Consider the following 26,220-nt stretch of genomic DNA (forward strand, 5'->3'; position numbering starts at 1 on the left):
AGATTAATTTTGAGTTTCTTGAACAGAGGTTCTGACCGTTTTATAATTATTAAAAATCCACAATCCTAACCCCGCCAATACTAAACTCAAAGATGTGTCAATAAAAACAGTTTCAACAGCAACAAAATATTAAGAATGCGTTACAATTATTGACAAGAAAGTTATTCTAGGATTGATTATTAATGAAAACTGCGTTAATTACAGGAGCGTCTGTTGGAATTGGGGCGGCGTTTGCGAAGGAACTGGCCTCTCGGAAAATGGATGTGGTTTTAGTGGCTCGTTCTCAAGATAAATTAGAACAACTGGCGGAACAATTTCAAACTCAATATCAGATTAAAGCTCATGTCATTCCTCAAGATTTAACCCAACCGGGTGCAGTACAATCTGTGGTTGATGCTATCCAAAAACAAGGATTAACCATTGATTTACTGATTAATAATGCCGGGTTTGGAGATTATGGAGCCTTTGTTGATCGACCCTTAGAAAAACAGTTAAGCATGATTCAATTAAACATTCTAGCCTTAGTTGAATTCACTCATATTTTTTTAACAGATATGAAAAAACGGGGTTCAGGTGCAATTGTTAATGTGGCTTCTATTGCGGGTTATCAACCTTTACCCTATTCTTCTGTTTACTCTGGAACAAAAGCCTTTGTTTTGACCTTTACTGAAGCATTATGGGCAGAAAATAAAGACTCTGGGGTGAGAATTTTAGTCGTCTGTCCTGGGCCGACAGAATCTAACTTTTTTATAGAAGCAGAATTTCCTCAAACCTTTGCAGGCGCCGGACAAAATTATGCCACGGCGGAGGAAGTAGTTGAAGAGACGTTACAAGCGTTACAAAAAGACTTTTCAACCTTAGTAACGGGAGGCTTTAGTAACCAATTTATTGTTAATTTACCTCGATTTTTCCCCAGGGATACAATTGTTAGTATTGTGGAAAAACAGTTTAAACCTAAGAAATAATCTTGTTGTTGGGCTTTAGCACAAAGATTATAGGGCTTCAGCCCTACAACTTATACTTCTTATTATCAATATAATCATTAATGTTTTTTAGTAGATGAGTGAGATACTTAACTACATTTTCTTTATCATCAATCAAGTATCTGAATTCACTTTTGTGATCATCAGCATTGTCACCAGACTTTTTCCAAATAATTTGATTTGATGCGTCACAAAATGAAACGTTTCCATGAGCTAAATCGCATCGTATCTTAACTATAAAGTTAAGGATATCATCTATTTCTTTGTCAGGAACTCCTAGATTACCGTGAAAACCATACATATCTATAAGTTTCTTAATTGTCTTAGCGTCTAGGTTGCCAGATATGGGAATATTAGTTTGATCTAATGTAACTATTTCATTCTTTATAACTGATCTAATTGTATCTTGAAGATTATTCGCTATAGTTTCCTTTTTAATATTAGAAGCTATGAAGCTTTTGCTTTGATCATTTAATAACCATAACTTCTGAATTTTTTCACTTAAATCTCGGTAAGTTAGCTGATCCATTAAAATCGCATCATGGATTGCAATTATCCCATTCCTAATCGAAGATTCAATTAAGTTGTATAAAAGTAAATAGCAATGAGATTTCAGGATTTTCTGAAGCTCGCTATCAACTGTGTACTCACCTGATGGAAAACTGATTGAGTTCGTAGAAAAAGGCCCTAGGTTTTCAATCCTATCTACTAACTCAAAATATTTATTAATCTCGGCTACTCGCTTGTGAAATTCCCTGATGAAATCTTTCATAGACTGTGCTTAAGCAGGGTATCTTTAACATCGTCAATGGCTAGTGGTATTGATTCGGTCAAACATATCATTTCTTACGCTTTCACTGGCTTTGTCTGAAAGAATAATCATTCTAAGAGGAGTATTCTTAAACTTTCTCTGGCGTGATGGTGCAAAATCTCTAAAGTAAAAACCGTTCAAGGAATCTAATGTTTTCAAATTAGTTAATCGCAACTGGTTTCTGAGAAAAGCTGCAAGAGTTATAATTCTTTGAGAGCCATCAACAATTTCTAGCCTTCCAGATTCTTCTATTTCAGCCACGAAGAGCGGAGGGATAGGTAAACCGAGAATAATAGATTCAATTAATTTAGATTGACGATTAATATCCCATACAAACTCTCTTTTATAATCAGGTATATAAATCTCGCTTTCATCATCATCATCCTTCTCTAAGTATTTATTGACGATCATCTCTATTGTGAATTCTTTAGTATCATAGTCAATTTCTTGCCTTCTATCCTCAATTTGCTGTTCGGCGGCAGTAATTCTGTCTTGCTGAATTGCTTTAACCATAAGACCTCGCCCTTCATTGAAACAGTCATTCTTAAAATTATAGCCAAATCATAAAAATATTACAACGAATATGAAAAAACGGGGCTCAGGTGCAATTGTTAGTATTGTGGAAAAACAGTTTAAACCTAAGAAATAATTCCTTTGTAGAGACGTGCTATGGCACGTCTCTACAAAGATTTAAGGATAGAAACACAATTGCGGTAAACCTAATGTTTCTTCCCAACCCATCATAAGATTCATACACTGCACCCCTTGTCCGGCTTGACCTTTAATTAAGTTATCAATAGCTGAGATAACAATAACTCGTCCCGTGCGTTGATCGACTTCAATTCCTAAATAACAAAGATTTGTTCCGCAAGCCCATTTTGTTTGGGGATAAGTACCTCCGGGTAAAATTTTCACCAGAGGAGAATTGCGATAAAATGCTTTGTAAATGGTAATTAAATCTTCTCGAACTAACCCCGGATCTCGTAAAGTTGCATAAACCGTTGCTAAAATTCCCCGTACCATTGGCATTAAATGGGGAGTAAATTGGACTAAAATATCATGTCCGGCTAAATCACTACAAATTTCTTCAATTTCTGGGGTATGACGATGATGACCCCCCACACTATAAGCTCCAATAGAATTATCAGCCTCTGCTAATAACATATTAACTTTAGCCTGTCTACCGCCTCCAGAAGTTCCTGATTTAGCGTCAATAATAGCAGTATCAGGATCAACTAATCCCTGTTTTAATAGGGGTGCAAGGGCTAATAAACTGGCGGTAACATAACAGCCTGCACAACCGACTAATTGCGCCGTAGAAAGGCGATTTCGATAAAGTTCAGGTAAGCCATAAACAGCCGATGCTGCGATCGCTTGATCCTGACGATCCCCCCCATACCATTTTTTATAAATGTCTAAATTAGAAAATCGATAATCTGCCGATAAATCTAATACTTTGCATCCTTTTTCCAGCAATTTTGGAGCCATTTGATAAGCTAAACCATTGGGTAGAGATAGAAATACAATTTGACATTTAGAGGCAATTTTATCAATATCAATGGGTTCTATCACTAAATCCACACATTCATTCAAATGGGGATAGAGGCTGCAAAAGGGTTTTCCAGCACTACTATCACCCCCCAAATAGGCAATTTTCACCAGGGGATGATCCTGTAACAGGCGAACCAGTTGCACACCACCATAACCCGATGCTCCTACAATTCCGACGGGAATCCGTTCTGCACTACCCATATTACCTAACTCCTAAGAAAATCACATAATCCGTTCGACAATCCTTCGACAGGGCTCAGGACAGGGTTCAGGACAAGCTTTTGCTGCATGATAGCGGATTCTGTAAAAGTTTGGAAAACTGTTTTGGAATTTCTCTGGAATTTCTCAAACTCGAAAACCCATTTCCTCTAGTCCCATCCGCAAGCGTTTTGCTTCGGGTGAGTTGTTTTGTTCGTGTAATTCAATAGCGGCTTTAAACATAATGAAGCTATCGCTGAGTTGACCAATTTCTAATAATAGAAGCCCTAAATTTTGGAAGGTTTCAGCAGAATTGGGATTAAGTTCAATGGCTTTTTGATAAGCTGCGATCGCTTCTCGATAAGCCCCCATTGCTCTTAAAGTCATGCCTAAATTATAGTGAGCGATCGCTAAACTTGGATCAATTTCTATCGCGGTTTGATAAGCTATTTTAGCCGATTCTAGCTCCCCTTCTTGTTTAAAAATATTCCCTAAATTGTTATAAGCTCCTAGCTTTAATTGTGGTAAAATATTAATATCAATAGCTTGTTGATAATGGTGTTTTGCTTCAGTGAATTGTTGTTGTTTTCCATAAGCAATTCCTAAATGATAATGCAGTTCATATAAAACCCCCTCTCCTTCATCACTTCCTTGAGATAAGCCTAATTTTAACAATTCAATTCCTCGGTATAAGTCTCCATTTTCGACATATAAAGCCCCTAATTTACTCGCAGCATAGGCATCTGTAGGATGTTCTTGTAAGTAACGTTCCATTGAGGATTTTGCCAGTTGCCATTTATTGCGTTTAGTGATAGTTTCTGCTTGATATCCCTCATGTAAAATCGCAATATTCGGTAAATTTCCGACTTTCCATTGAGGTTTTTGGCGGATTAATTCGGCAACACTATCATCCACCATTGCATGATAGGGACGAGAAAAACAAATTTGAGGATGATTTCTAAATAATCGAGACACTAAAGAATAAGGAGATTGACTCGCGCCGATTTCTTGGCGAATTAAGTTAATAACAATTAAATCGCGGTTTTGCATCACTTGATGCAGTTGCATCCCTATTCCCGGTGCTAACATTTCATCCGCATCTAAGACTAAAATCCATTGTCCCGTTGCATAACTTAAGGCAGCATTTCTGGCTTTTGCAAAATCATCACACCAGTCAAAAGAATGAACTTTCGCCCCAAATTGTTGAGCAATTTTAGGAGTTCTATCCGTTGAACCCGTATCTACAATAATAATCTCATCAACAATGCCTTTAACGCTGTTTAAACATTTCGCTAAATGCTCCTCTTCGTTTTTGACAATCATGCAAAGGCTTAATTTCATAACCGAGAATAAAGTTATTTTTTAGATGCAATCAAGATTAATTGTAGCTTATTCGGGTAATACCATGACTTTATCAATAACGTGAATCACTCCATTACTCGCCGGAATATCAGAATCAATCACCGTTGCATCTTCTACCAGAATTTGATTATTATCCGTCCCTACGGTAATAGAATTACCTTCTAAAGTTGTTACTTCTCCTGCTTTTAAATCCGTTGCTGTGACTTTCCCTGGAATGACATGATGTTTTAATATGTCAGTGATTTTACTCAAGTCTTTTGATTGTAGAATAGCCTCTAAAATTTCTTGGGGTAATTTAGCAAAGGCTTCATCTGTTGGGGCAAAAATTGTAAAATCTCCCTCTTTTAGAGCCTCTAATAATCCGGTTGTTTGTAAAATCGCGGCTAAAATTGTAAAACGGTCATCGGATAAAATAATACTAGCTAAATCTCCACCAACCGCTTTAATTACTTCTTTAGGAATTGGAAGTTGGGCAATATTTTGGCGGTCAATGAGTTTTGAATTAGGAGACATCTGAACTTCTGCGGCGACAACGGGGGAAATTGTTCCTAACATTAGGAGACTCAAAATGCTAAGAAGTCCGACCCGTTTACCTGAGTTTTGATATTCTGTTAAGTTGTTCATTTTTAAATCCTCTCTAAAGTGTCTAAATTAGTTCGGTAAAATTACAGTATCAATGACATGAATTACCCCATTACTCGCCGGAACATCAGCTTTAATCACTGTTGCATTATCAATTTTTACCGATGTACCCACTTCGACCTTAATTGTATCTCCTTCTACGGTTTCAACTTCCCCAGATTTGAGGTCAGTTGACAATACTTTTCCCGGAACAACATGATAGGTCAAAACCTTGACCAATTGGGCTTTATTCTCCGGTTTGAGTAATTCTTCTAAAGTTCCTGGCGGAAGTTCTGAAAACGCTTTATCCGTCGGTGCAAATAATGTAAATGGCCCTTCTCCTTTCAGGATATCTACTAAATCAGCCGATTGCAAGGCTTGGGTCAAAATTGTAAATTCTCCCGCACTTACCACCGTATCAACAATATCCAGGGAAGTTGTAGCGGGAATTTGAGCAATTTTGACGGAGTTTGTTAGGGTGTTAGGGTAAAGTTGAGCTTCAACGGGAAAACTCCCCAATAGTGTTACTCCAACAACACCCAAAAATGCAGTTATTTGTTTCAATTTTTGAAAGTAATTTTGAATCGTCATCATGGTTATAGAGGTGTCGGTTGTCAGTTGTTAGTTGTCACCGATTTGTAGGGGCGGTGTCTTCCCCAAGGAGTGTCAACTTAAGCCGAAAACCCGTGATTACAGCCGAGAACAGATCCCCCTAAATCCCCCTTAAAAAGGGGGACTTGGATCTCCGGTTCCCCCCTTGTTAAGGGGGGTTAGGGGGGATCATTGACTTGGGATCAGATCAAGGAAATTCTGGTTTGAGCGCCTACTTTTAGCCTTAAGTTGATACTCCTTGGGTCTCCCCGCCCCTACCCGTCAACAGTCAACAATTAACCCATACCTAACTCCTAGGATTATTATCAAAGTTATAACTTAAAACATCAATTACGGGGCTTTGTTTCGGTAAATTATCGGCGCTTAAGGTGATTGTATCGGTTTGTAGGATTTGTATGGGTGTGCCCGCCATTAAGGTTAAAAAATTATCAACGGGTTCAATATCACAGGTGGTTACATCTGCTGCTAAAGTTCGATAATGGGTAGGAATCACAATTCTAGGATTGAGAAATTCAATGGTTTTTTTCGCTTCTTCGGGAGTATAGGATTTCGCACCTCCGCCAACCGGAATTAACATTAAATCAGGGCGACCAATTAAAATCCGTTCTTCCATTCCCAAAGGGCCAGCTAGTCCTCCCAAATGTAAAATTTTAATTCCGGCTTGTTTCCATAACCAAGCGACATTAACGCCAAATCTTCGCCCTTCAAATCGGTCTTTAATCGTGCGAATTCCTTGAATTTGAACCCCATTAAATTGATAAACACCGGGCTCATATAATAAAGCTGGATTTCCCGTAAATCCTTCTATCACTCCCTCATCTAATAGGCGACTACTAATTAAGACTAAATCGGTCTTAAATTGTTGCGGACTGCGATAACCACTGGTACACCCAATTTGGCGAAAGGGATTGACTAAAACTCTTAATCCTCCCCCTGTAAATAAAAAGGAAGTATGTCCTAACCATTGGGCGGTTAAAGTATTTTCTGAAGCAGATTGGGCTATAGATTTTTGCCATTGAGACGTTAACCCAGTTGCTAACGTTGTTAATAGCGTTGTTGTTGTTAATTGAATTAATTTTCGCCGTTTCATATCTGTTCTAGGAAGTTTCTTAAGAGTTGTTTTCCAGAAGCGGTCAGAACGCTTTCGGGGTGAAATTGTACTCCTTGAATATGGGGATAGTCCCGATGACGAACGCCCATAATTGTCCCGTCTTCTACCCATCCTGTAATTTCTAAAACATCAGGACAGGTTTCCCGTTCAATCACTAAGCTATGATAGCGAGTGGCTGTGAAAGGATTCTCTAATGTTTGGAAAACACCCACACCTGTATGATGGATGGGAGATGTTTTTCCGTGCATGAGTTCGGGCGCGGAAATAATATTACCTCCGAACACTTGACCAATACTTTGATGACCTAAACATACGCCTAAAATGGGTAAAGTTGGCCCTAATTCTCGAATTAATTCTAGGGAAATTCCGGCATCTTCTGGACGACCTGGCCCCGGAGAAATCACCACCGCATCGGGTTTCATCTGGCGAATTTCTTCTATAGAAATTTTGTCATTTCTAAATACTTGAACCTCAGAAGCAATCGGTAATTTTTCACCCAGTTCTCCTAAATATTGAACAATATTGTAAGTAAAACTATCGTAATTATCGATAACAATAATCAATGTTTAAACTCCTATTAATGTAACATTAATCCAGGTAATCAGAGGGGGTAAAAGTAAAATTGCAGCCACAAATAATGCCACGATAGCCGAGATTAAAACCGCCGCCGCCGCGCAATCTTTGGCAATTCTAGCTAAATCATGATAAGACTGTCCAACGGTTAAGTCAACAACGGATTCTATGGCTGTATTTAATAATTCCATGGTCATGACAGCACCAATGGTTAAGCCAATAATTGCTATTTCTATTATTGTTAAATGCAAAAAAAGACCCAAGCTAATTGCTAGGGTTCCAATAATAGTATGAATCCGAAAGTTTCTTTGGGTTCTAAAGGTATAACTAATTCCTGTCCAAGCATATTTAAAGCTAACTAATAAATTAGAAGCTATTTTCCACGATAATTCCCGGTCATATTTTTTCCCCATAGCATCTGAAAGATTAGACTTAGATAGGGTTGTTCCTTGAGGAAGGGAAATCAACGGAGTGGAAAATGTTGAAAGAGAGGGTTTTTCGGCATTCATTAGTAAATCCTTTACTCACTACGCTTTCATTTAGTCGGTTTATATCTGAATCTAGGAAGCAATTGATCACAGTTTTCTTGATAACTTGAATTCACCTGTTAAACCGTTAACTCAATCGTTTCTAGTAGCACCCGTTGTTGATTTAACATTTGAGTTAAACTTTCATCATCAGGATGATCCCAACCTAAAAGATGCAATAAACCGTGAGTTGCTAACCATCCTAACTCGGTTTTTAGGGAATGTCCTTGCTGTTGAGCTTGGTGATGAGCGGTTTCCACCGAGATTACAATATCACCTAGATACAGCGATTGAGAAGACAATAGTTCTGCGGGTAGGGGACAATTGACCTCTAATGCCGCAAAGGCGAGTACATCCGTTGGTTGATTTTGGGAGCGATACTCAGTATTGAGGGTTTGAATCTCCGTATCATTCGTTAACCGTAAGCTTAACTCGTAACTGGATGCAGTCGGAAGATAGGGGTGTAAATGATTTAACCAAATTTGGAACCAATTTTCCCATTCTGTTACGTTCAATGGACAATCAATCGTAACGGGGGAAGACTCCATAATATTATCTTTACTGGAGTCATTTTCTGGGTTTTCTAACTCAGACTCATCCCAAAAACAGTTCTGTATATTAACTTCAACCTGCACACTCATTAGTAGATAAATTTAATAAAAATCAACAGGATTAGCGAGTTAGGTAAGCCATTCCAATTAGAAATCCTAACAAACCCATTGTGGTTAATCCCAAATGAAATAGGGATTTTCCCCCTTTGCGAACCATATTTCGCATCGCTAATTTAACATAGCTGGGTGGGGGTTCGTTGGGTTTAACTTGGGGTTGGAGGTCAGGGGAAGATGGGGTATTCATGGCTTGAGTTGGAAGATTGACAGGGGAAAATAGATCGACTGACTCGATCTTAACAAAAATGTTACATTTTATGAAGCGATCGCTCGGTCGAGTCTATATTCCGTAATCTCCCAGAGATATTTAATTTTGGGTTTTGACTAACTCCGTGTTAAATTCGTTGAAAGAACGACGCCGCAGGGCAACGGATTCGGAACGCGGCAGTAAATCAAAGACTTGGCGAAACACATCATCAATGGTTTCAAAGGCAACTTGTCCTTTTTGATCCAAAATCACTTTCCCCGACTGGTCAATTAATACGGTTTGGGGAACATAGCCTTTGTAATAATAACCCGGTTGCTGGGGTGAATTTTGAGCATCGGGGAATAGGGTATCAACATTGACCGGAATAAAGTCAGCCACCTTTCCGTAAAAACGCTGAAGTTCAGATACTGTTGTGACATATTTTTTACAATCTTTGCTATCGTCCAAGAAAAAGACTAATAATGAGGGTCTACCTTGGTTCATGGATTCTGTTAAGGTGACTCTGGGGGGAACCAAAGAACCATTCCCGGCATAGAGCGCAAAAATATTACCATCAAAGTGATCATCATCCAGCCCCGCTAATGCTGAGGGTATAGCGGTAAAAAAGAATACACTGGTCAGCACAAAAGCAATGAGGAGGGATTTGAACCTCTTAAAACCCTGAAAGCCGGGTTGCAGGACATTGAACAGGAGACAATTCAATCGAGTTAAACGCATATTATCAAGACAGTCATTGAAATCAGAAACGGAAACTATTGTTACATTTTTAGGGTGTCTTTTACAAAAGTGAGTACCCCTTCAGAATTAATCCAATTGTATATAGAAAACCGGGATCAAAATATTAAATACAAGAGTAATATCAGCCCTTTTAATTACACCCAACAGTCAACGCTCAACAGTCAACGGTCAACACCCAATCCCCCTGTAATGTTAAAAACTATTACAATCCCGCTAAGAATGTGGGCTCTATGCCTCAAAATACAAGCGATAGGTAGTAACGGTATTGGGCAACTGTCCACACCAGCTACCCAACTCGCCCTAGTAGAGAAGCAGTAAAAATCTTGAACCGATAGATTTTTGTTGCCGATTACCCCTCGATCAGAGTTGGGTGAAATCGATTAGTGGCGGTGCTTAGAGTTAAATCTAAGCGCAATCGGTGGAGGTGGTTTGTCAGCACCTTTGAAGCTCAGATTATAGCTTCTTCAAGAATCTCAGCGTTTTTAGACCTGAGAGTGTCAAAAAGCAGATACACTCTAAGATCATGCCTGATCCAGAATGTATCTGAACAAGCAGGAACGCTCATCGGTAACGATGAGGCTCTCCAACTCAGTTACATGGGTTTTCGGGAGAGTGTCAATCTGGAAAACGTTAGCTAAACGCTTTTTGTAGAAAATGAGTATCGTCACAAAATCCATCGTTAATGCCGACGCCGAAGCGCGTTACCTCAGCCCCGGTGAATTAGACCGGATTAAAGCCTTTGTTACCTCTGGTGAGCGTCGCGTTCGCATTGCCGAAACGCTGACAGGAGCCCGTGAGCGCATCATCAAAGAAGCTGGAAGCCAATTGTTCCAGAAGCGTCCTGATGTGGTCTCCCCTGGTGGCAATGCTTATGGCCAAGAAATGACCGCTACCTGCTTACGCGACCTCGACTACTATCTACGTCTGGTCACCTATGGAATCGTTGCGGGTGATGTCACCCCCATCGAAGAAATCGGGATCGTTGGTGCTAAAGAAATGTACAGATCTCTAGGTACCCCCGTTGAAGCCGTTGTCGAAGGAATTCGTGCTACGAAGAACGTTGCTGCTGGTCTGCTATCTGGTGAAGATGCAGCCGAAGCCTCAGCTTACTTCGACTATGTGATCGGTGCAATGTCATAGTTCCGATTGCTTTATCACATTTTTTAACCGATTCCTAGATTCAGCGACTACAAGGAAATAGAACCATCATGCAAGACGCCATTACCTCCGTAATTAATTCTTCTGACGTTCAAGGTAAGTACCTGGATGCCAGTGCTCTGGGCAAATTAAAAGCCTACTTCGCCACTGGCGAACTGCGGGTTCGTGCTGCTGGCACCATCAGTGCTAGCGCAGCCACCATCGTCAAAGAAGCAGTAGCCAAATCTCTGCTGTACTCTGACGTCACCCGTCCTGGTGGAAATATGTACACCACCCGTCGCTATGCTGCTTGCATCCGCGACTTAGACTACTACCTCCGTTATGCCACTTACGCTATGTTAGCTGGCGATCCTTCCATTCTCGATGAGCGCGTTCTCAACGGTTTGAAAGAAACCTATAACTCTCTGGGCGTTCCCATCGGTTCTACCGTTCAAGCCATCCAAGCCATGAAAGAAGTGACCGCTAGTTTAGTGGGCGCTGATGCTGGCAAAGAGATGGGCATTTACTTTGACTATATCTCCTCTGGCTTAAGCTAAAACCGATGTTAGGTTTTTGATGGTGAATTTCGGCGAAGCATTCATTGCTCGTTTAATTCCCAATCCAAAATCTACACCCCCTTCAAGGCTAGGGAAGTCTGGAGTGAGTGCTAGACCGCCAAAGGCTTGTCTGTTATTCCTGATAAGTTTTAGCGAGCTAGTATTGACTTCTGACTCCCGGCCTTTGAGCATTTAACAAAATCGGAGCCAGAAGTCTCAAACCATCAGGAACGTTGGGATTAGGATGAGCGGCGACCCAAAAATACAAATTATAAAAGAACTCGCAGCAATGCGAATAGGGTAGGGCATATCCGCTCTTTAGCTGGGGGAGAATCCCACCTCTAGTTAAAGCACCCAAAGGTACTTTGATTAAGTGGTTTCGTTGAACCCAGAATCCCCACGCCTTCAGGCACAGGGAGTGTCAAGTTGGAATCAACTTTTGCCTAGCATCACCCTAAGCGACAACCCAGCTAAACGGACTGTGCAGCAATAAAGTATTGGGTCTTGGAAGGACTCTGGCTCACTGAGGGAGTGTAAGACCTACATAAATTATGGAGTTTTAGAGGCGACCCCCGAAAAAATTAGCAGCCCACACCCTAAGCGAAGAGCGTTGGTGTTGGGTAGTTCACAAATTGATGTAAAACTTGTTAAATTTGCTCAGGAGAGACGAACCTCATGCGGATGTTTAAAGTAACAGCTTGTGTCCCAAGCCAAACCCGGATTCGTACCCAACGGGAATTACAAAATACTTACTTTACAAAGTTAGTTCCCTATGACAATTGGTTCAAAGAACAACAACGGATCATGAAAATGGGCGGTAAAATTGTCAAAGTGGAACTGGCAACTGGCAAGCCAGGAACTAATACAGGATTACTGTAGAAGGCAGGAGGCAGGAGACAGAAGGTAGAGGGAAATGGGAAAAAAGGAAAAAAGATTTATTCTTAATTCTTTATTCTTAATTCTTTATTCCTCCTGCTTCCTGCCTTCTGCCTCCTTCTATTTCCTGACTCCTATTCCGCTATGATATTGGAGAGACAAAAAACCACCTGAATAGAGGCGGGAAATGGCAAGTTGGGAATTTTTAGTCCAAAAAGAAGGGGATAATAGTTGGCTGACCTTAGAATCCCCCGATGTTGAAATTTTAGAAGGACGCTACCGGATGGTAGCCCGTTCTGGCTATACAAACACTTCCATCGATGTTCGGATTATCTACCAAGATCTGGATGCAGTTCCACCCGTTCAACAAGTTCAAACTCGGACATTGACCACCAATTCCGAAGGCTTAATGGTGGTGATGCCTTACACCTCCCTAAAACCGGGAAATTGGCAGTTTTCTTGCTCGCCTCAACTCACGTCTGGATTATTATCAACCGTTGGTAAAAGAACGATACAATTACGGGTTTTGCCCACAGAGGCCGAAGATTTTGATCAACCCTTTGGGGATACGGCCGATAGGGCGGATAGCGAACCGCAGACCGTAAATATTACTCCCACAGAAACAACCTCCATTGAGGTCACACCAGAACCCTCCTCTAAAGTTGTCCAGTTTCCGACCTCTCGCTTCAATCCTGTTTCTGAACCCCCACAACCCACGCCTCCAGTCTCGGAAGCACCACTCCCCGAAGAATCCCCCCAACCCCTTGATGCTGTAGAGACGTGCCATGACACGTCTCTACATGACACGTCTCTGAATTCTCTACACCTAATTTTAGACCAAGATTCCTTTGTGGCTCGTTTGGGACAAGCCTTAATCGTATTTGGACGAGTCGAACTTTCCACCTCTACCCCGTCGTCTCCAGCTTCTACCTCTACTTATCCTGTCCTTGCTTCCCCAGCGCTGCAATTGTGCTTACGCGATCCCCAAACCGCAGAACCGTTATTTGAGGTGATCCAACCCCTTCCCCTTTCTGACTTTCCCCTATTTTTTTCGGGTGTAGTTTATATTCCTTTTGAATGTAAAACCCGTTTAATTTTAGGGGAAGTGATCTTTTCTGATGATGGGGCTCCAGTGACGACCCAATCCTTTAACATTGTTACCCAGGTTGAACATCTCCTGGAAGCGATTGATCAGGGTTTTAGCACAGAAACGGATCAAGAAGACTTCCCTGACCTTTCTACCTTGGATCTGGGGGTTTTGGAGTTACCCGACTTGATGAATAATACAAAGACGGTTGAACCTGTTTCTACGGTATCCTCAACTTCGGAAACGGCTGCTATTCTTCCTCCTAAAATTCATTATTCTGCTTCTGAATCTCGACCTTCTACACCCTTAGATTTACCGACATTCGGCCAGGGTTCAACGACTCAGCAGGTTACGGGCTCTGAGGGTTCATCAACGGATGTTGAGATGTCCGAATCAATTTCTACAGATACCCCAGTTTCAATTTCACCGCTATTGGTAGGGAGTTCATCGGAATTGATCCCCGCCCCAAATCCAGTAGAAATATCCGACCCCATAACTAAACCCAAACCTGCTCCAGAAGTTCAGCAAGCGTTTCAAGCATTGGATCTGAATAATCGGTTTTGGTCGCGGTTAAATTCCTTAGCGCAGGATCAAGAATGGTCACAATGGGTTAAACGCGCTAACGTTAATCCTCTACCAGAAATTCCGTTTAATGCTGCGACTAATATTGTTAAACGTTCCGATCAAACCCCATCAGAAATAGCGCCTTCGTCCTTCCCTGAAATCATTCATGCACAGGAAGAATTAGAAGAAATTGTAGTAGATGATGAACCTTTAGAATCTCCCTCGGCATTTTTTCCTAAACGAAAAACCTCCAAGGCAATTAAACCCGAAATCCCGGCTCCAAATCAACCCATTCCCTACGTTTTACCAGAGGATCAACAGGTTCCAGATCCTGAAATTGAGGTATTAACTACAGAAATTGTTGCGGGAAGATTGGTAAAAGTTCGGGTGCGACTTCCCGATGGTTTACCCCGAATTTATGTCAAAGTTTGGTTATTTGATCGACAAACGCGCAGTGTTGTTGATGGGCCTCGGTGGTTAACAGAATTTTCACCGAATGGGTTTGATCAAATTGAAACCACGATTGATTTAGAAATTCCTTACAGTAGTTTAGAAGTATTATTTGAAGCGATCGCCGTTGAAATGCAAACCCAACGAGAAAGCAACAAAATCACCATCGAGGGTTCAGTTAATCCCCCACCTTCGCCTTCTTTACCCCTTTAATTTGGGGGTTTGTGTTTGTTTGTTGTCTGTCAACTGTTAACCGTCAATCGTCAACACTTGAGATGATTAAATCCTATTATCAAGTCGGAGGGAGTCTTGCCACTTATATACCGAGTTATGTTGAAAGAAGGGCAGATAAAGAATTATATGAAGCTTTAAGAAAGGGAGAATTTTGTTATATTCTTAATTGTCGGCAGGTGGGGAAGTCTTCCCTTTTAGTGCGAACAACTCATCGACTGCAAGAGCAAGGTTTTCTGTGTGCGACAGTTGATTTAACGGTGATTGGGAGTGAAACGGTTACTCCCGAACAGTGGTATAAAGGAATTGTTGCCGAGTTATGTAGATATTTTAATTTATTTGGACAATTCAATTTAAAAGCTTGGTGGTTGGACAATGCAGAATTATCTTTAGTTCAAAGACTGGGATATTTTATTGAAGATATTTTATTAGAATCTTTTCCTGAGCGAAATATTATTATTTTAATTGATGAAATTGATAGTGTTTTAAGTTTAAAATTTGAAGTTGATGATTTGTTTGCCCTGATTCGATCCTTTTATAATAAAAGATCAATTGATTTAAAATATTATCGAATTACTTGGGCAATTTGTGGAGTAGCTACACCGAGCGATTTAATTCAAGATCGAAATCGAACCCCGTTTAATATTGGGAGAGCGATTCATCTTTCCGGCTTTACCTTTGATGAAGCTCAACCTTTAGCATTAGGATTAAATGATCAGTGTGAGAATGGAACAGCAATTTTAAACGAAATTTTAACTTGGACAGCAGGGCAACCTTTTTTAACCCATAAATTTTGTCAATTAATCTTTCAATTAATTACACTAAATCCCCATTCTAAGTTAACAATTTTACCTGGAAATGAAGCATTTATAGTTGAGTCTATTGTGGGACAATATCTAATCGAAAATTGGGAAAGACAGGATGAACCCGAACATTTAAGAACCATCCGCGATCGCCTGCTCAGAAACGAACATAAAGCCGGAAAACTCCTCGGTATCTATCAGCAAATTTTAAAAGGAATAGAAGTAACCGTTGATGATAGCCGAGAAAAAATTGAACTGATCTTATCAGGTTTAGTGATTCAAGATCATCAATCTCTAAAAGTCAAAAATCGGATCTATCAAGAAGTTTTTAATCTGAAATGGGTAGAAAAAGAATTCAATAAACTTCGTCCTTACTGGCAAATGTTAGAAGATTGGGTAGCCTCGGAGCAAACAGATCAATCTCGTTTATTACGAGGAAAAGCCTTAAAAGATGCTCAAAAGTGGGCACAAGACAAAAGTTTAAGTTATTTAGATTATCAATTTTTAAGCGCGAGTGAGGCCATAGACCGACAAGAAGTTCAACAAGCTTTAGAAGCCCAACGACTCAAAGAAGTGGAAAAAAATGCCAAGAGACAACAATTGTTTTTGGTGGCGTTAATTGTGGCGTTTATTACCGTCACGGGTTTGGGATTAACGAATTTTTGGCAATATCGAAAAGTGGTTATTAGTGAACGAAAAGCTCGAATTAGTGAAATTCAAGCCTTAGCCTCCTCTTCCGAAGGGTTATTTGCCTCTAATCGTCGCTTAGATGCCTTAATTGAAGCATTACGCGCTCGAAAAAAACTATTGTTGTTAGGTCAAGTTGATCCTGAAACTCAAACCCAGGTGGAATTAGCCCTTCAGCAAGGGATTTTAGGAGCCGATGAATATAACCGCTTGTCCAAACCTTGGGCTGGAACTCGTGGAATTACGTTTAGCCCCGATGGAGAACTGATGATCGTCGCTGGTCAGGATAATGCCGTTAATCTGTGGACAAAAACAGGCCGACTGTTGAAAAGCCTGAAAGGGCATCAGGCACTATTGGGGGGTGTGGCCATCAGTCGAGACGGTCAACTGATCGCTTCCGGTTCTGGCGATCGCACGGTTAAACTCTGGACACGGGATGGGACTTTACTCCATACCTTAAGGGGTCATCAGGCGGTGGTTCAAAATGTAGAGATTAGTCCCAATGGGGAATGGATTGCTTCTGGGAGTGAAGATGGGAAAGTAAAACTCTGGGGACGAGATGGAACCCTGATCAGAACCTTGATCACGGGGAACGGGATTAATTATGCACAGGCGTTTACCGCAGATAGTCAAAAAATTCTGGCGAGTCGAGAAGATGGGAAACTGATGATTTGGCAGGTTGACGGTCAACTCTTAACCACTGTTCCGGGTCATAATGCTGTAATTCTCGGTATAGCGATTAATCCCCAAGGTAATACCATTGCCACAGCCTCGGCGGATGGAACCCTGAAATTGTGGGAATTTTCGGGAGATATCCCTGTTCTACTGGCGACTTTGAAACAACACAAAGGCATGGTCATGAATGTGGCTTTCAGTCCCGATAACCAGCAACTAGCCTCCGTATCCGATGACAAAACCGTTAAACTCTGGCAACGAGTGGGGCCAATCTGGAACCATCCCCAACTCCGCAGTACCTTTGCTGGACACCAGGGGATGATCATGGATGTAGAGTTTAGTCCTGATGGTCAAACCCTGGCTTCTACCTCTTCGGACAATACAGTCAAACTCTGGAAATTAGAGAACCCCTTACTTAAATCTTTAAAAGCCCATCAAACTGGAGTGTTTAGCGTTGCCTTTAGTCCCGATAGTCAAATTTTGGCTTCCGCTAGTCTGGATAGAACAGTCAAATTCTGGGACATGAGCCAGGGGATACAGTCGTTACTGCCTCTACGCATCTTAAAAACCAATCACGCCTTTATGGGAGTCACTTTTAGTCCCGATGGCAAACGGTTAGCTCTTGCCAGTATCAATGGAATGCTGCAATTGTGGACAAGGGATGGGAAATTGCTATCAACCGTCCAAGGACATCAAGGGGCACTGAGAAAAAGCCAGTTTAGTCCCGATGGTAGCCGACTGGTCACCGCCAGTGGAGATGGAACCGTTGGACTCTGGAACGTTGAGGGGAAAACTCCGGTTTTACTCCGGCAATTCAAGGGACATCAAGCGGGTCTGTGGGTCGCTAATTTTAGTCCCGATGGTCAGGAGATCGCCTCCTGTAGTGGAGATGGCACGGTGAAACTTTGGACAAAAGACGGTCAGTTGTTGAGAACGATTAAAGCCAGTCAAATGCTGGTTCGGTCAATCGGGTATAGTCCAAAGTCCCAACTTTTAGCCAGTGCCAGTGATGATAAGACGGTGAAACTCTGGAAACTTAATGGCACTTTAGTCAATACTTTAAAAGGACATAATGAGCCTGTGAGGGCGGTAGCCTTTAGTCCTGATGGACAACTCCTTGCCTCTGGAAGTGGGGATGGCATCGTTAAACTGTGGCAACGAGACGGAACCTTATTAACAACCCTGAAAGCCCACACTGGAGGAATTTGGGAACTCGCCTTTAGTCCTGACGGCCAGAAACTGGCTTCTGCGAGTGAGGATAGTACCGTTGTTCTGTGGAATCTTCAGCAAGTGCGATCGCTGGATCATTTGATTGTTCATGGATGTAACTGGGTAAGGGATTATTTACAGACCAATGGGGACTTAGAAGAGAGCGACAGACATTTGTGCGACGATGTGATAGACGGGAATAGGGATCAGGGGAGGCAGGGGAGGTAGGAGAGGCAGGGGGAGCACCGGGAGCAGGGAGAGAGGGTGGTGAAATGTTTTTCTTCGGTTTTCCCTGTTCCCTGTTCCCTGTTCCCTGTTCCCTACTAGAAAACCGAAGAATGCGACAGCCTTTACGGTATGATCGGGGTCAATAGAATAGAAACATCTACCCAGTTAAACTTTAGCCTAGTTTGGGCGATGCCATTGTTAGGAGGAACAAGGTGATTAAAGTCGCAATTAACGGTTTTGGACGGATTGGACGTAACGTTTTACGCTGCTGGTTAACTCGGCAAAATAGCAATTTAGAGTTCGTGGGAATCAATGATACTTCTGATCCCAGTACCAATGCTCATTTGCTGAAATATGATTCCATGCTGGGTACACTCAAAGGCGTTGACATCAAAGCCGATGAGAATTCCATTATCGTCAATGGCAAAACCATTAAATGTGTTTCTGATCGTAACCCATTAAATTTGCCTTGGAAAGAATGGGGTGTGGATTTAATTATTGAATCCACTGGGGTATTTATCACAGAGGAAGGAGCTTCTAAGCATATTACCGCCGGAGCCAAAAAAGTTCTAATCACGGCTCCTGGGAAAGGAGAAGGTGTCGATACCTTTGTTATGGGAGTCAATGACCAGGACTACAATCACGATCAACACCGGATTCTGAGTAACGCCAGTTGCACCACCAACTGTTTAGCTCCCTTTGCTAAAGTGTTGCATGAAAAATTCGGTATTATTAAAGGAACAATGACCACGACCCACAGCTACACCGGAGATCAGCGTCTGTTAGATGCTAGTCACCGGGATGTGCGTCGGGCCAGAGCCGCTGCGGTGAATATTGTTCCTACTTCTACGGGTGCTGCGAAAGCTGTTGCTTTAGTAATTCCTGAACTGAAAGGGAAACTCAACGGGATCGCCTTCCGGGTTCCTACCCCTAACGTTTCTATCGTGGACTTAGTGGTGCAGATAGAAAAACAAACCTTCGTCGAAGAAGTTAACTTAGCACTGAAAGAAGCTGCAAACGGCCCCATGAAGGGAGTTCTGGAATACAGCGATCTGCCTTTAGTGTCTTCGGACTACAAGGGACACGATGCTTCTTCTATTGTGGATGCCAGCTTAACAATGGTTATGGGTGGCGACATGGTGAAAGTGGTGGCTTGGTATGACAACGAATGGGGTTATAGCCAACGGGTCGTTGACTTGGCCGAATTAGTCGCTAAAAATTGGAAAGCGTAGATTGAATCAGGAGAGAGGCTGCGTTTTCAGTTTGTGGATTCAGTGGGGAAACCAGAACTTTAAACGCCCGACTCCGATTTCATTCTGGCAGATGATGGCTTCGAGTTTTGAATATTTAATTTTAAATTAACCATTCATAACTCCCGGTTATGATTAAAAGTGCTGAAATCCTCGGCTGAGAGAGAGTTCTTCAACAGTTGAGGGTTCAGCATCATCGATTAACAGGATCTTGGGGTTGGATGTGATCTCACCAATGATTGAGGCGTCTGTTCCTAATTGTTGAACCAGAGTTTCACCTAAACTTGGAGGTAGACACAACACCAGTTGAAAGTCTTCACCGCCATACAATGCCCATTCTAGGGCTTGTTGAGGGGTAACAAAGGTTTGTAAGGTTTCTGATATCGGAATTAGACGGCGTTGTACTTTGGCGCCGAGTTTGGATGCGCGACAAATTTGAACGATCGCATCCGCGAGTCCATCGCTACTATCCATTCCAGCAATAGCAGTGGAAGGATAGGAGGCTAACAGAGTTTGCAGTTTCGGTAAAATATCCAAGCGGGGTTGAGGACGTTGATGGGCTCGGATTAAAGATGATCGTTGATCGGAAGTTAACGCTGTTCCGAGTTCAGGATGCAACAGTAATTCTAATCCGCCACGGGAGTCGCCATGATATCCAGTGACTATAATAATATCCCCAGAACGCGCTACAGAACGCTTAATTGCTAATTTGGGGTTAACAGTACCAAAGGCGGTAATTGAAATACAAGTTACTGAAGATTTGCAAATATCACCGCCAATTATTGGGGTATTGTAGTGGCTTAAACATTCGGTTAATCCTTGATAAAGTTGTTCAACCCAGGCAACAGATTTATCACCTGTTATTCCTAATGCGACGGTAATTCCGATAGGAAAAGCACCCATAGCGGCGAGATCGGATAAATTAACGGCGGCTGAACGCCATCCCACATCAATTGGGGAAGTTGTGCGATCGCTAAAATGCACTTCATCCACTAACATATCCGTTGTAATGACTAAGGATTGATCCCCAGGAACCGACAAAATCGCCGCATCATCTCCCACCATTTCGGGGGGACAAAAACCCTGCACAATTGCCAATAAACCTTGTTCTCCAATCTCTTTAACTAACATTATTGAGGTGTTGAGGTGTTGATGGGTACGGGCGGGGGGATACCCCCAGGGCTGTTTCAAAGTCGGATCTAAAATGCGATCGCTGCTCAGAAGAAGAAAGGGCGGGTTTAGGGAGATAATTACTGATCATTAAAGCTCGTCTCGGAACCCGCCCCTACGGTTTAATTGTTGATTANTCCCCCTTGATTAAGGCCCAGGGCTGTTTCATTCTCGGATCTAAAAAGCGATCGCTGCTCAGAAGAAAGAAAGCGGGTTTAGGGAGATAATTACTGATCATTAAAGCTCGTCTCGGAACCCGCCCCTACAACCGATAACAACAATTAAACTAACGCTCTTAATAAAGCTTGTAATTTCAACTGAATTTCAGCGAGTTCTTTTTCCGGTTCTGACCCAGCAACAATTCCGGCTCCAGCATAGAGTCTAGCACGATTTCCATCTAATAAAGCCGAACGAATTCCCACAACAAACTCTCCATTTCCTTGATGATCAATCCAACCAATGGGAGCCGCATAAAGGGAACGATCAAAGGTTTCATAATGATGAATTTGTTGTTGAGCAATATCCCTAGGAGTTCCCGCCACAGCCGGAGTTGGGTGCAATTGTGCTAAGATTTCCAACAGATGAATATTCGCAGAAACTTGACATTGAATTGGAGTCCATAGGTGTTGAATATTGGTAAGTTGTCTTAACCGAGGTAAACTTGTTAAATTAGGAGTTAACCCTAAACTTAATAACCGTTCAACAATAAAATCTACCACCACTTGATGTTCGCGCAGATTTTTTTCACTGTTCAGTAATTCTTGACCTAAATTAATATCTTCCAGGGGAGTTTTGCCGCGAGGTGCTGAACCCGCTAGTGCATCGGTGATTAACTCCTGATTTTTTAGACTAATTAACCGTTCTGGACTGGCTCCAATAAATTGTTGACCCTTACCATTTGCGGTTGAAAAGATATAACAATCTGGATATAGAAATCGTAAATTATTTAAAGAATTAATCAGATTAAATGGCTTTTTAGAAACCACATCAATCGGTTGAGAGAGGACTAATTTCTTTAAAGATTTAGCTTGAATTAAATCTAAAGCCGAATGAACAGACTGTTTAAACTGTAAATAGGGTTTGGGATCAGTTTCTACTTGTTTTGTTAATAATAAACTAGGTATTTCACAAGCAACCGAAAGAATCGAGGTTTTTTCTAAGGCATTAATTTGTTGACTTTTATACCAAACATCACTCAAAATATTTTCAATTTTAGAGTTTTTCTTTAAAACAATATTAACAATTAAAATGCAGCGATTCTTTTTTCTAATTACTTGCCATTTGGGTAAAAATATGGTAGTCGGCGGAAAATGAACCGCCTCTTGATGAAGCGATAAATTAGAATTAAAATGTTGATCAAAAAAGGTAAAACTACAACAAAAATAAGGTTTAGGTAAATTACTATTTTTGGAACCAATAATAACGGTTTTATCTAAACAAGATTGAATAAAGTTTTGCGCTTCCAAAAATCTATCCTTTCCGGTCGTCGTAAATTTAAGAGCCGTATCAACCGCCACAAAGGACTCCTCAAGTTGAGGTTTCTCAAAATAAAAATGAATTAAATTCGGATGATAAAACTCCTGTAAAACTGCTAAAGGATCAATCCATTGAATTTCATGAGCAATACTCAGAATTTTAGTCTGATAGTCTTGTAATCCATGATGCTGAAACTCTAACAAAAAGCGATGCAGTTCTTGGCGATCTTGCAATAACGGGGTTGCAGAAGGAAAAACTGGCATATAAAAAACGAACAAGAAAAGGTTAGAACAGGGAAAAGTATTACCGAAAAATCGTTAACTTCTGTTATCGTAATATAACTTAACGACTTTCCCAGCGATTTACCCTTTATTCATAATCTCTCTTGTAAAAATCTTCCCTTCAGTCTGTAAAAAAAGTTTATATATAGCAGGGGTCGGGTGTTGACCGTTGGCGGTTGACCGTTGACCGTTGACCGGTAGGGGTGGGGTTCCCCCCAAAGTCCGTCAACTTAAGCCGAAAACCCGTGATTACAGCCGAGATTAGATCCCCCTAAATCCCCCTTAAAAAGGGGGACTTGGATCTCCTCTTGTTAAGAGGGGGGATCATTGACTGGGAATCAGATAGCGCGTGAATTCGGGTTTGAGCGCCTACTTCTAGCCTTAAGTTGACACGCTTTGGGTTCCCCCGCCCCTACAAGTATTGACCGACAACCTCTTGTCCCGATGGTGTGGAGTTCTCTACCGTGATCAGTTATTCTTATGGGACAATAAGCCAGTCAGACCTGGGGGACAAAGAATCATAATTAGGCCGTCTAGCACCTTTCATTCGAGGGAAGTTAGAAGGCAAAATTCTAGGGGTTTGATGGGTTAAAAATGTGTTGAATTATAGGATGTCATCGTTTTAAATCTTCTTGCTATGACCACAGAATTGATTACAGCATCAAAAAATAAATTATGGTTAGCGGCAATTAAGCCTCCGATGTATAGTGTGGCAATTATGCCGATTTGGGTGGGTACTGCTGTTGCTGTATTTGAAACTTCTACAATCAATTGGAAGATTTTTAGTACCTTCATGACCGCCGCTATTTTAATTTTAGCTTGGGAAAACCTTCTGAATGATGTATTTGACTCAGAAACTGGAATTGACAAAAACAAACATCATTCTTTAGTCAATTTAACCGGAAATAAATTATTTGTTTTGGCAATAGGCAATGGTTGTTTAGCCTTAGCCATTTTAGGTTTATTAGCAATTTGTTGGTGGCAAAATGATTTAACGGTTTTAGGGTTAATTCTCCTTTGTTGTGGGTTGGGCTATTTATATCAAGGGCCTCCTTTTCGTTTAGGTTATCAAGGATTAGGAGAATTTTTATGTTTCTTTGCCTTTGGGCCGTTGGGGGTTTCTGCCGCCTATTATAGTCAAACTCAAAGCTGGTCGTGGGTTTGTTTACTCACATCAATTATTGTGGCAATTCCAATCACCTTAGTTCTATTTTGTTCCCATTTTCATCAAGTGGAAGATGATATTTTAGCGGGTAAAAAGTCCCCAATTGTTCGCTTAGGAACCGAACGGGGTGCAAAACTTTTACCTGGGGTTTGTGGGAGTATTTTTGTGCTCACGGGTGGATTTGTACTCTTAGGAATTTTACCCATTTGGACGTTACTCAGCTTTGTTGCTATTCCCTCGGCTATTAAACTCTGTCGTCATGTCAGCCAATATCATAACCAACCCAACTTAGTCAGCAATTGCAAATTTATTGCGATTTCTCTACAATTTTGGAGTAGCTTATTATTAGGAGTGGGGTTGATTTTGCATTAAATGAACCACCCTTTATAATTTATTGTTTGGGTGGGCAAAGCCCACCCCAAAAAATTCCAGGTTATATAGCACTACACATTACAGTGAGGACACTTCTAAATCCAGCAAACTCATTCCCTGTTCCCTGTTCCCTGTTCCCTGTTCCCTGTTCCCTGTTCCCTGTTATCAATAGAGGTTAAATGATGATGCAATTTATTCCGTTAATAGGACGGACATTTTTAGCAACAATTTTCATCCACGCTGCGGTTAATAAAATCTTTGATTTTGCTAATACTCAAACCCTGATGGCAGAAAAAGGATTACCGTTTGCGGCTGTATTATTAGTAGGAACCATTATTGTTCAAATTTTAGGAGGATTATCTTTAGTTGTTGGTTATCAAACTCGTTGGGGGGCTTGGCTTTTAATTCTATTCTTAATTCCGACAACTTTAGTGTTTCATAATTTTTGGGATGCACCTTCAGAAAAAATTGATTTCTTCAAAAATTTATCCATTATGGGCGGGTTACTGATGATTACCTATTTTGGTGCTGGGCCAGTGAGTGTTGATGAACATATTACCATGAGTAATACTGATTTTACTGATCCTGATAATCCCTAACCCATTCTTGAATCAGTTTTTGATTTAATTTTCCCTGGGAATTGCGAGGTAATTGTTCTAAAGAAATCCATAATTTAGGATGTTTGAATTTAGATAATTTTCCGATAATTGCCTGTTTTAAATCCACCAGATTAACCTGTTTAAAGCCAGAAACATACACCGCAACCACGATTTCACCCCAGTATTGATCCGGTTTTCCAATCACACAAATATCTTCAACTAAACCCGTAGAACGAATCACCATTTCTACTTCGGAAGGAAATACATTTTCTCCCCCAGTAATAATTTTATTACTCTGTCTCCCCACTAATGTTAAATATCCCTGTTTATCCCAATAGCCTAAATCATCCGGTATAAAACAATTAATTCGCAATTGAGGGTCAAAATTCTCCTGATAATATCCTAACATTAAAGCATCTGATTCAATTTTAATTAGTCCCGGTTGATTAAGTTTTAATTCTTCTTGATTTTCATCATAAATTTTAATTTGAGCATGGGGTAAAACCTTTCCAGAGCTATTATTCCCTGATAAAAAATCCGAAGGTTTTAAGGTGACAATTTGGGAGGCGGTTTCTGTCATTCCATAGGTTAAGGCGAGAGGAATTTGATGGAAACGACTTTGTTCTAATAAGTCTAACCAAGGCGGTGCTCCTCCTAATAATATTCCCTGAAATTGAGATAACCAATCAATTAAGGAGGGATGTTGTAATAAACGCTGGAGTTGGGTCGGAACTAAGGAGATAAAATAATCAGTAGGATTAAAATTAATCCAGTCTTCTGCTTCTACAGTTTTAAAGGATGTAATAATTAATTGTCCATCTGTTAAAAGCGATCGCATCCACTGCATTAATCCACTAACATGATAAAGCGGTAAAGTACAAAAAGAATCAATAGTAGAAGTTTGAAAATACTCTTGAACACCTCGAACTGAAGCCGTTAAGGTTTCCCAAGTATGAACAGCAAACTTAATGTTTCCTGACGTTCCTCCGGTGGGAATCATAATCAAATTTTGGAGAATTTCATGATTATTATTGCAGGGGTTTTGATAATCTGAGATTTGACCTTGAGATATTAATAAATTAGGTTGAACTAATTGATAAACTTGCATCCATTCTTGTTCTCCCCAATGGGGATTACATAAAAATACCGGACATTTTGCTGTCACCGCAGCCACAAAAGCCGATAAAAATAAAATAGGATCAGATTCAGATAGTAAAATTTTGGGATAATTTTTATTTGAATTAATCCATTGATTAAGATCGTTTAATTGAGTTTTACAAATATCTACGAAAGATTCTTTGTTGTTTAAAAAAATCAGATTTTTTTTGTTAATTTCATCGATTAAATTCATATTAAATATTTTCCTAAATCTCCCCTTAAGTAAGCCTTAAGCGTGAGTTTATGGCATCGCCTTAACCCGGATAACTTTGAATATTAAAA

The 26,220-nt window shown here is 40.8% G+C and carries 24 protein-coding genes; 9 read left to right on the plus strand and 15 right to left on the minus strand.

Translation table 11 applies throughout. The features are described from left to right. The first annotated feature begins 182 nt into the window (after positions 1-182). Complete coding sequence (locus tag PL8927_RS16130) at positions 183-965, plus strand: SDR family NAD(P)-dependent oxidoreductase (protein ID WP_083623483.1); 783 nt, start codon at positions 183-185, stop codon at positions 963-965. Positions 966-1,008: 43 nt separating this feature from the next. Here PL8927_RS16130 and PL8927_RS16135 read toward each other — a convergent pair whose 3' ends face one another. The 12 genes from PL8927_RS16135 to PL8927_RS16190 all read right to left on the minus strand — a co-directional run bounded on the left by PL8927_RS16135 (position 1,009) and on the right by PL8927_RS16190 (position 9,849). After that, positions 1,009-1,755: an MAE_28990/MAE_18760 family HEPN-like nuclease gene (locus tag PL8927_RS16135; protein WP_083623487.1), complete on the minus strand. Its 747-nt coding sequence runs from the start codon at positions 1,753-1,755 to the stop codon at positions 1,009-1,011. Positions 1,756-1,788: 33 nt separating this feature from the next. Continuing rightward, positions 1,789-2,307, minus strand: a complete 519-nt coding sequence (locus tag PL8927_RS16140; RefSeq protein ID WP_083623489.1) for a DUF262 domain-containing protein — start codon at positions 2,305-2,307, stop codon at positions 1,789-1,791. A gap of 177 nt (positions 2,308-2,484) precedes the next feature. Further along, positions 2,485-3,546, minus strand: coding sequence for an N-acetyl-gamma-glutamyl-phosphate reductase (argC, locus tag PL8927_RS16145; RefSeq protein WP_083623491.1), 1,062 nt, complete (start codon positions 3,544-3,546; stop codon positions 2,485-2,487). A 144-nt stretch (positions 3,547-3,690) separates the two neighbouring features. After that, the gene (locus tag PL8927_RS16150) at positions 3,691-4,884 is read right to left on the minus strand and encodes a tetratricopeptide repeat protein (RefSeq protein WP_083623494.1); all 1,194 of its coding nucleotides are present in this window, start codon (positions 4,882-4,884) and stop codon (positions 3,691-3,693) included. A gap of 48 nt (positions 4,885-4,932) precedes the next feature. Next, positions 4,933-5,529 (minus strand): fasciclin domain-containing protein, encoded by a 597-nt coding sequence (locus tag PL8927_RS16155; RefSeq protein WP_083623496.1) that lies wholly within the window; start codon positions 5,527-5,529, stop codon positions 4,933-4,935. Positions 5,530-5,556: 27 nt separating this feature from the next. Continuing rightward, positions 5,557-6,117, minus strand: coding sequence for a fasciclin domain-containing protein (locus PL8927_RS16160; protein ID WP_083623720.1), 561 nt, complete (start codon positions 6,115-6,117; stop codon positions 5,557-5,559). Positions 6,118-6,424: 307 nt separating this feature from the next. Continuing rightward, the gene (locus tag PL8927_RS16165; protein ID WP_083623498.1) at positions 6,425-7,228 is read right to left on the minus strand and encodes an MBL fold metallo-hydrolase; all 804 of its coding nucleotides are present in this window, start codon (positions 7,226-7,228) and stop codon (positions 6,425-6,427) included. Next, the gene (locus PL8927_RS16170; protein ID WP_083623501.1) at positions 7,225-7,812 is read right to left on the minus strand and encodes an anthranilate synthase component II; all 588 of its coding nucleotides are present in this window, start codon (positions 7,810-7,812) and stop codon (positions 7,225-7,227) included. The genes PL8927_RS16165 and PL8927_RS16170 overlap by 4 nt, the downstream gene beginning before the upstream one ends. A 3-nt stretch (positions 7,813-7,815) precedes the next feature. Continuing rightward, on the minus strand, positions 7,816-8,331 hold the full coding sequence (locus PL8927_RS16175) for a diacylglycerol kinase family protein (protein ID WP_083623504.1): 516 nt from the start codon (positions 8,329-8,331) through the stop codon (positions 7,816-7,818). A 98-nt stretch (positions 8,332-8,429) separates the two neighbouring features. Further along, positions 8,430-8,984, minus strand: coding sequence for an rRNA maturation RNase YbeY (ybeY, locus tag PL8927_RS16180; RefSeq protein ID WP_083623722.1), 555 nt, complete (start codon positions 8,982-8,984; stop codon positions 8,430-8,432). Positions 8,985-9,021: 37 nt separating this feature from the next. Further along, positions 9,022-9,204, minus strand: a complete 183-nt coding sequence (locus PL8927_RS16185) for a DUF3285 domain-containing protein (RefSeq protein WP_083623507.1) — start codon at positions 9,202-9,204, stop codon at positions 9,022-9,024. Between the two features lie 120 nt (positions 9,205-9,324). Beyond that, positions 9,325-9,849 (minus strand): thylakoid membrane photosystem I accumulation factor, encoded by a 525-nt coding sequence (locus tag PL8927_RS16190; RefSeq protein WP_083623725.1) that lies wholly within the window; start codon positions 9,847-9,849, stop codon positions 9,325-9,327. Between the two features lie 768 nt (positions 9,850-10,617). On the opposite strand from PL8927_RS16190, the gene apcA reads away from it, so the two are divergent. From apcA to PL8927_RS16220, 6 genes are all read left to right on the plus strand, one after another. After that, positions 10,618-11,103, plus strand: coding sequence for an allophycocyanin subunit alpha (gene apcA, locus PL8927_RS16195; protein WP_083623510.1), 486 nt, complete (start codon positions 10,618-10,620; stop codon positions 11,101-11,103). Positions 11,104-11,171: 68 nt separating this feature from the next. Further along, positions 11,172-11,657: an allophycocyanin subunit beta gene (apcB, locus tag PL8927_RS16200; RefSeq protein WP_083623514.1), complete on the plus strand. Its 486-nt coding sequence runs from the start codon at positions 11,172-11,174 to the stop codon at positions 11,655-11,657. A 675-nt stretch (positions 11,658-12,332) separates the two neighbouring features. Beyond that, positions 12,333-12,536: a phycobilisome linker polypeptide gene (locus PL8927_RS16205; protein ID WP_072720266.1), complete on the plus strand. Its 204-nt coding sequence runs from the start codon at positions 12,333-12,335 to the stop codon at positions 12,534-12,536. 184 nt (positions 12,537-12,720) lie between these two features. Next, the gene (locus PL8927_RS16210) at positions 12,721-14,847 is read left to right on the plus strand and encodes a hypothetical protein (protein ID WP_083623519.1); all 2,127 of its coding nucleotides are present in this window, start codon (positions 12,721-12,723) and stop codon (positions 14,845-14,847) included. Between the two features lie 62 nt (positions 14,848-14,909). Continuing rightward, positions 14,910-18,467 (plus strand): WD40 domain-containing protein, encoded by a 3,558-nt coding sequence (locus PL8927_RS16215; protein ID WP_083623521.1) that lies wholly within the window; start codon positions 14,910-14,912, stop codon positions 18,465-18,467. A gap of 212 nt (positions 18,468-18,679) precedes the next feature. Further along, positions 18,680-19,699: a type I glyceraldehyde-3-phosphate dehydrogenase gene (locus tag PL8927_RS16220; RefSeq protein ID WP_083623523.1), complete on the plus strand. Its 1,020-nt coding sequence runs from the start codon at positions 18,680-18,682 to the stop codon at positions 19,697-19,699. Positions 19,700-19,852: 153 nt separating this feature from the next. On the opposite strand, the gene thiL is transcribed toward PL8927_RS16220, so the two are convergent. Both thiL and PL8927_RS16230 read right to left on the minus strand, forming a co-directional pair. Further along, on the minus strand, positions 19,853-20,848 hold the full coding sequence (gene thiL, locus PL8927_RS16225) for a thiamine-phosphate kinase (protein WP_083623727.1): 996 nt from the start codon (positions 20,846-20,848) through the stop codon (positions 19,853-19,855). Positions 20,849-21,168: 320 nt separating this feature from the next. Then, positions 21,169-22,626, minus strand: a complete 1,458-nt coding sequence (locus PL8927_RS16230) for an isochorismate synthase (protein ID WP_083623525.1) — start codon at positions 22,624-22,626, stop codon at positions 21,169-21,171. A gap of 655 nt (positions 22,627-23,281) precedes the next feature. Between PL8927_RS16230 and menA the strand changes: the two genes are divergently transcribed. Continuing rightward, complete coding sequence (gene menA, locus PL8927_RS16235) at positions 23,282-24,181, plus strand: 2-carboxy-1,4-naphthoquinone phytyltransferase (protein WP_083623527.1); 900 nt, start codon at positions 23,282-23,284, stop codon at positions 24,179-24,181. Between the two features lie 182 nt (positions 24,182-24,363). Then, positions 24,364-24,780 carry a DoxX family protein gene (locus PL8927_RS16240; RefSeq protein WP_231506038.1) on the plus strand — a complete coding sequence of 139 codons (417 nt, stop codon included), beginning with the start codon at positions 24,364-24,366 and terminating at the stop codon, positions 24,778-24,780. Here PL8927_RS16240 and PL8927_RS16245 read toward each other — a convergent pair. Continuing rightward, positions 24,758-26,131: a 2-succinylbenzoate--CoA ligase gene (locus PL8927_RS16245; RefSeq protein WP_083623531.1), complete on the minus strand. Its 1,374-nt coding sequence runs from the start codon at positions 26,129-26,131 to the stop codon at positions 24,758-24,760. The genes PL8927_RS16240 and PL8927_RS16245 overlap by 23 nt on opposite strands. Positions 26,132-26,220 lie beyond the last annotated feature (89 nt).

This window comes from Planktothrix serta PCC 8927 (assembly GCF_900010725.2).
GTDB classification, from domain to species: Bacteria; Cyanobacteriota; Cyanobacteriia; order Cyanobacteriales; family Microcoleaceae; genus Planktothrix; species Planktothrix serta.

Bases quoted from the DNA above. Each gene is read 5' to 3' on its own strand.
- PL8927_RS16240 (WP_231506038.1), top strand. From the start codon at position 24,364: ATGATGCAATTTATTCCGTTAATAGGACGGACATTTTTAGCAACAATT.
- PL8927_RS16185 (WP_083623507.1), bottom strand. From the start codon at position 9,204: ATGAATACCCCATCTTCCCCTGACCTCCAACCCCAAGTTAAACCCAAC.
- PL8927_RS16155 (WP_083623496.1), bottom strand. From the start codon at position 5,529: ATGAACAACTTAACAGAATATCAAAACTCAGGTAAACGGGTCGGACTT.
- menA (WP_083623527.1), top strand. From the start codon at position 23,282: ATGACCACAGAATTGATTACAGCATCAAAAAATAAATTATGGTTAGCG.
- PL8927_RS16130 (WP_083623483.1), top strand. From the start codon at position 183: ATGAAAACTGCGTTAATTACAGGAGCGTCTGTTGGAATTGGGGCGGCG.
- PL8927_RS16245 (WP_083623531.1), bottom strand. From the start codon at position 26,131: ATGAATTTAATCGATGAAATTAACAAAAAAAATCTGATTTTTTTAAAC.
- argC (WP_083623491.1), bottom strand. From the start codon at position 3,546: ATGGGTAGTGCAGAACGGATTCCCGTCGGAATTGTAGGAGCATCGGGT.
- PL8927_RS16160 (WP_083623720.1), bottom strand. From the start codon at position 6,117: ATGACGATTCAAAATTACTTTCAAAAATTGAAACAAATAACTGCATTT.
- apcA (WP_083623510.1), top strand. From the start codon at position 10,618: ATGAGTATCGTCACAAAATCCATCGTTAATGCCGACGCCGAAGCGCGT.
- PL8927_RS16165 (WP_083623498.1), bottom strand. From the start codon at position 7,228: ATGAAACGGCGAAAATTAATTCAATTAACAACAACAACGCTATTAACA.
- apcB (WP_083623514.1), top strand. From the start codon at position 11,172: ATGCAAGACGCCATTACCTCCGTAATTAATTCTTCTGACGTTCAAGGT.
- PL8927_RS16215 (WP_083623521.1), top strand. From the start codon at position 14,910: ATGATTAAATCCTATTATCAAGTCGGAGGGAGTCTTGCCACTTATATA.
- PL8927_RS16230 (WP_083623525.1), bottom strand. From the start codon at position 22,626: ATGCCAGTTTTTCCTTCTGCAACCCCGTTATTGCAAGATCGCCAAGAA.
- PL8927_RS16210 (WP_083623519.1), top strand. From the start codon at position 12,721: ATGGCAAGTTGGGAATTTTTAGTCCAAAAAGAAGGGGATAATAGTTGG.
- PL8927_RS16140 (WP_083623489.1), bottom strand. From the start codon at position 2,307: ATGGTTAAAGCAATTCAGCAAGACAGAATTACTGCCGCCGAACAGCAA.
- PL8927_RS16175 (WP_083623504.1), bottom strand. From the start codon at position 8,331: ATGAATGCCGAAAAACCCTCTCTTTCAACATTTTCCACTCCGTTGATT.
- PL8927_RS16205 (WP_072720266.1), top strand. From the start codon at position 12,333: ATGCGGATGTTTAAAGTAACAGCTTGTGTCCCAAGCCAAACCCGGATT.
- thiL (WP_083623727.1), bottom strand. From the start codon at position 20,848: ATGTTAGTTAAAGAGATTGGAGAACAAGGTTTATTGGCAATTGTGCAG.
- PL8927_RS16150 (WP_083623494.1), bottom strand. From the start codon at position 4,884: ATGAAATTAAGCCTTTGCATGATTGTCAAAAACGAAGAGGAGCATTTA.
- PL8927_RS16135 (WP_083623487.1), bottom strand. From the start codon at position 1,755: ATGAAAGATTTCATCAGGGAATTTCACAAGCGAGTAGCCGAGATTAAT.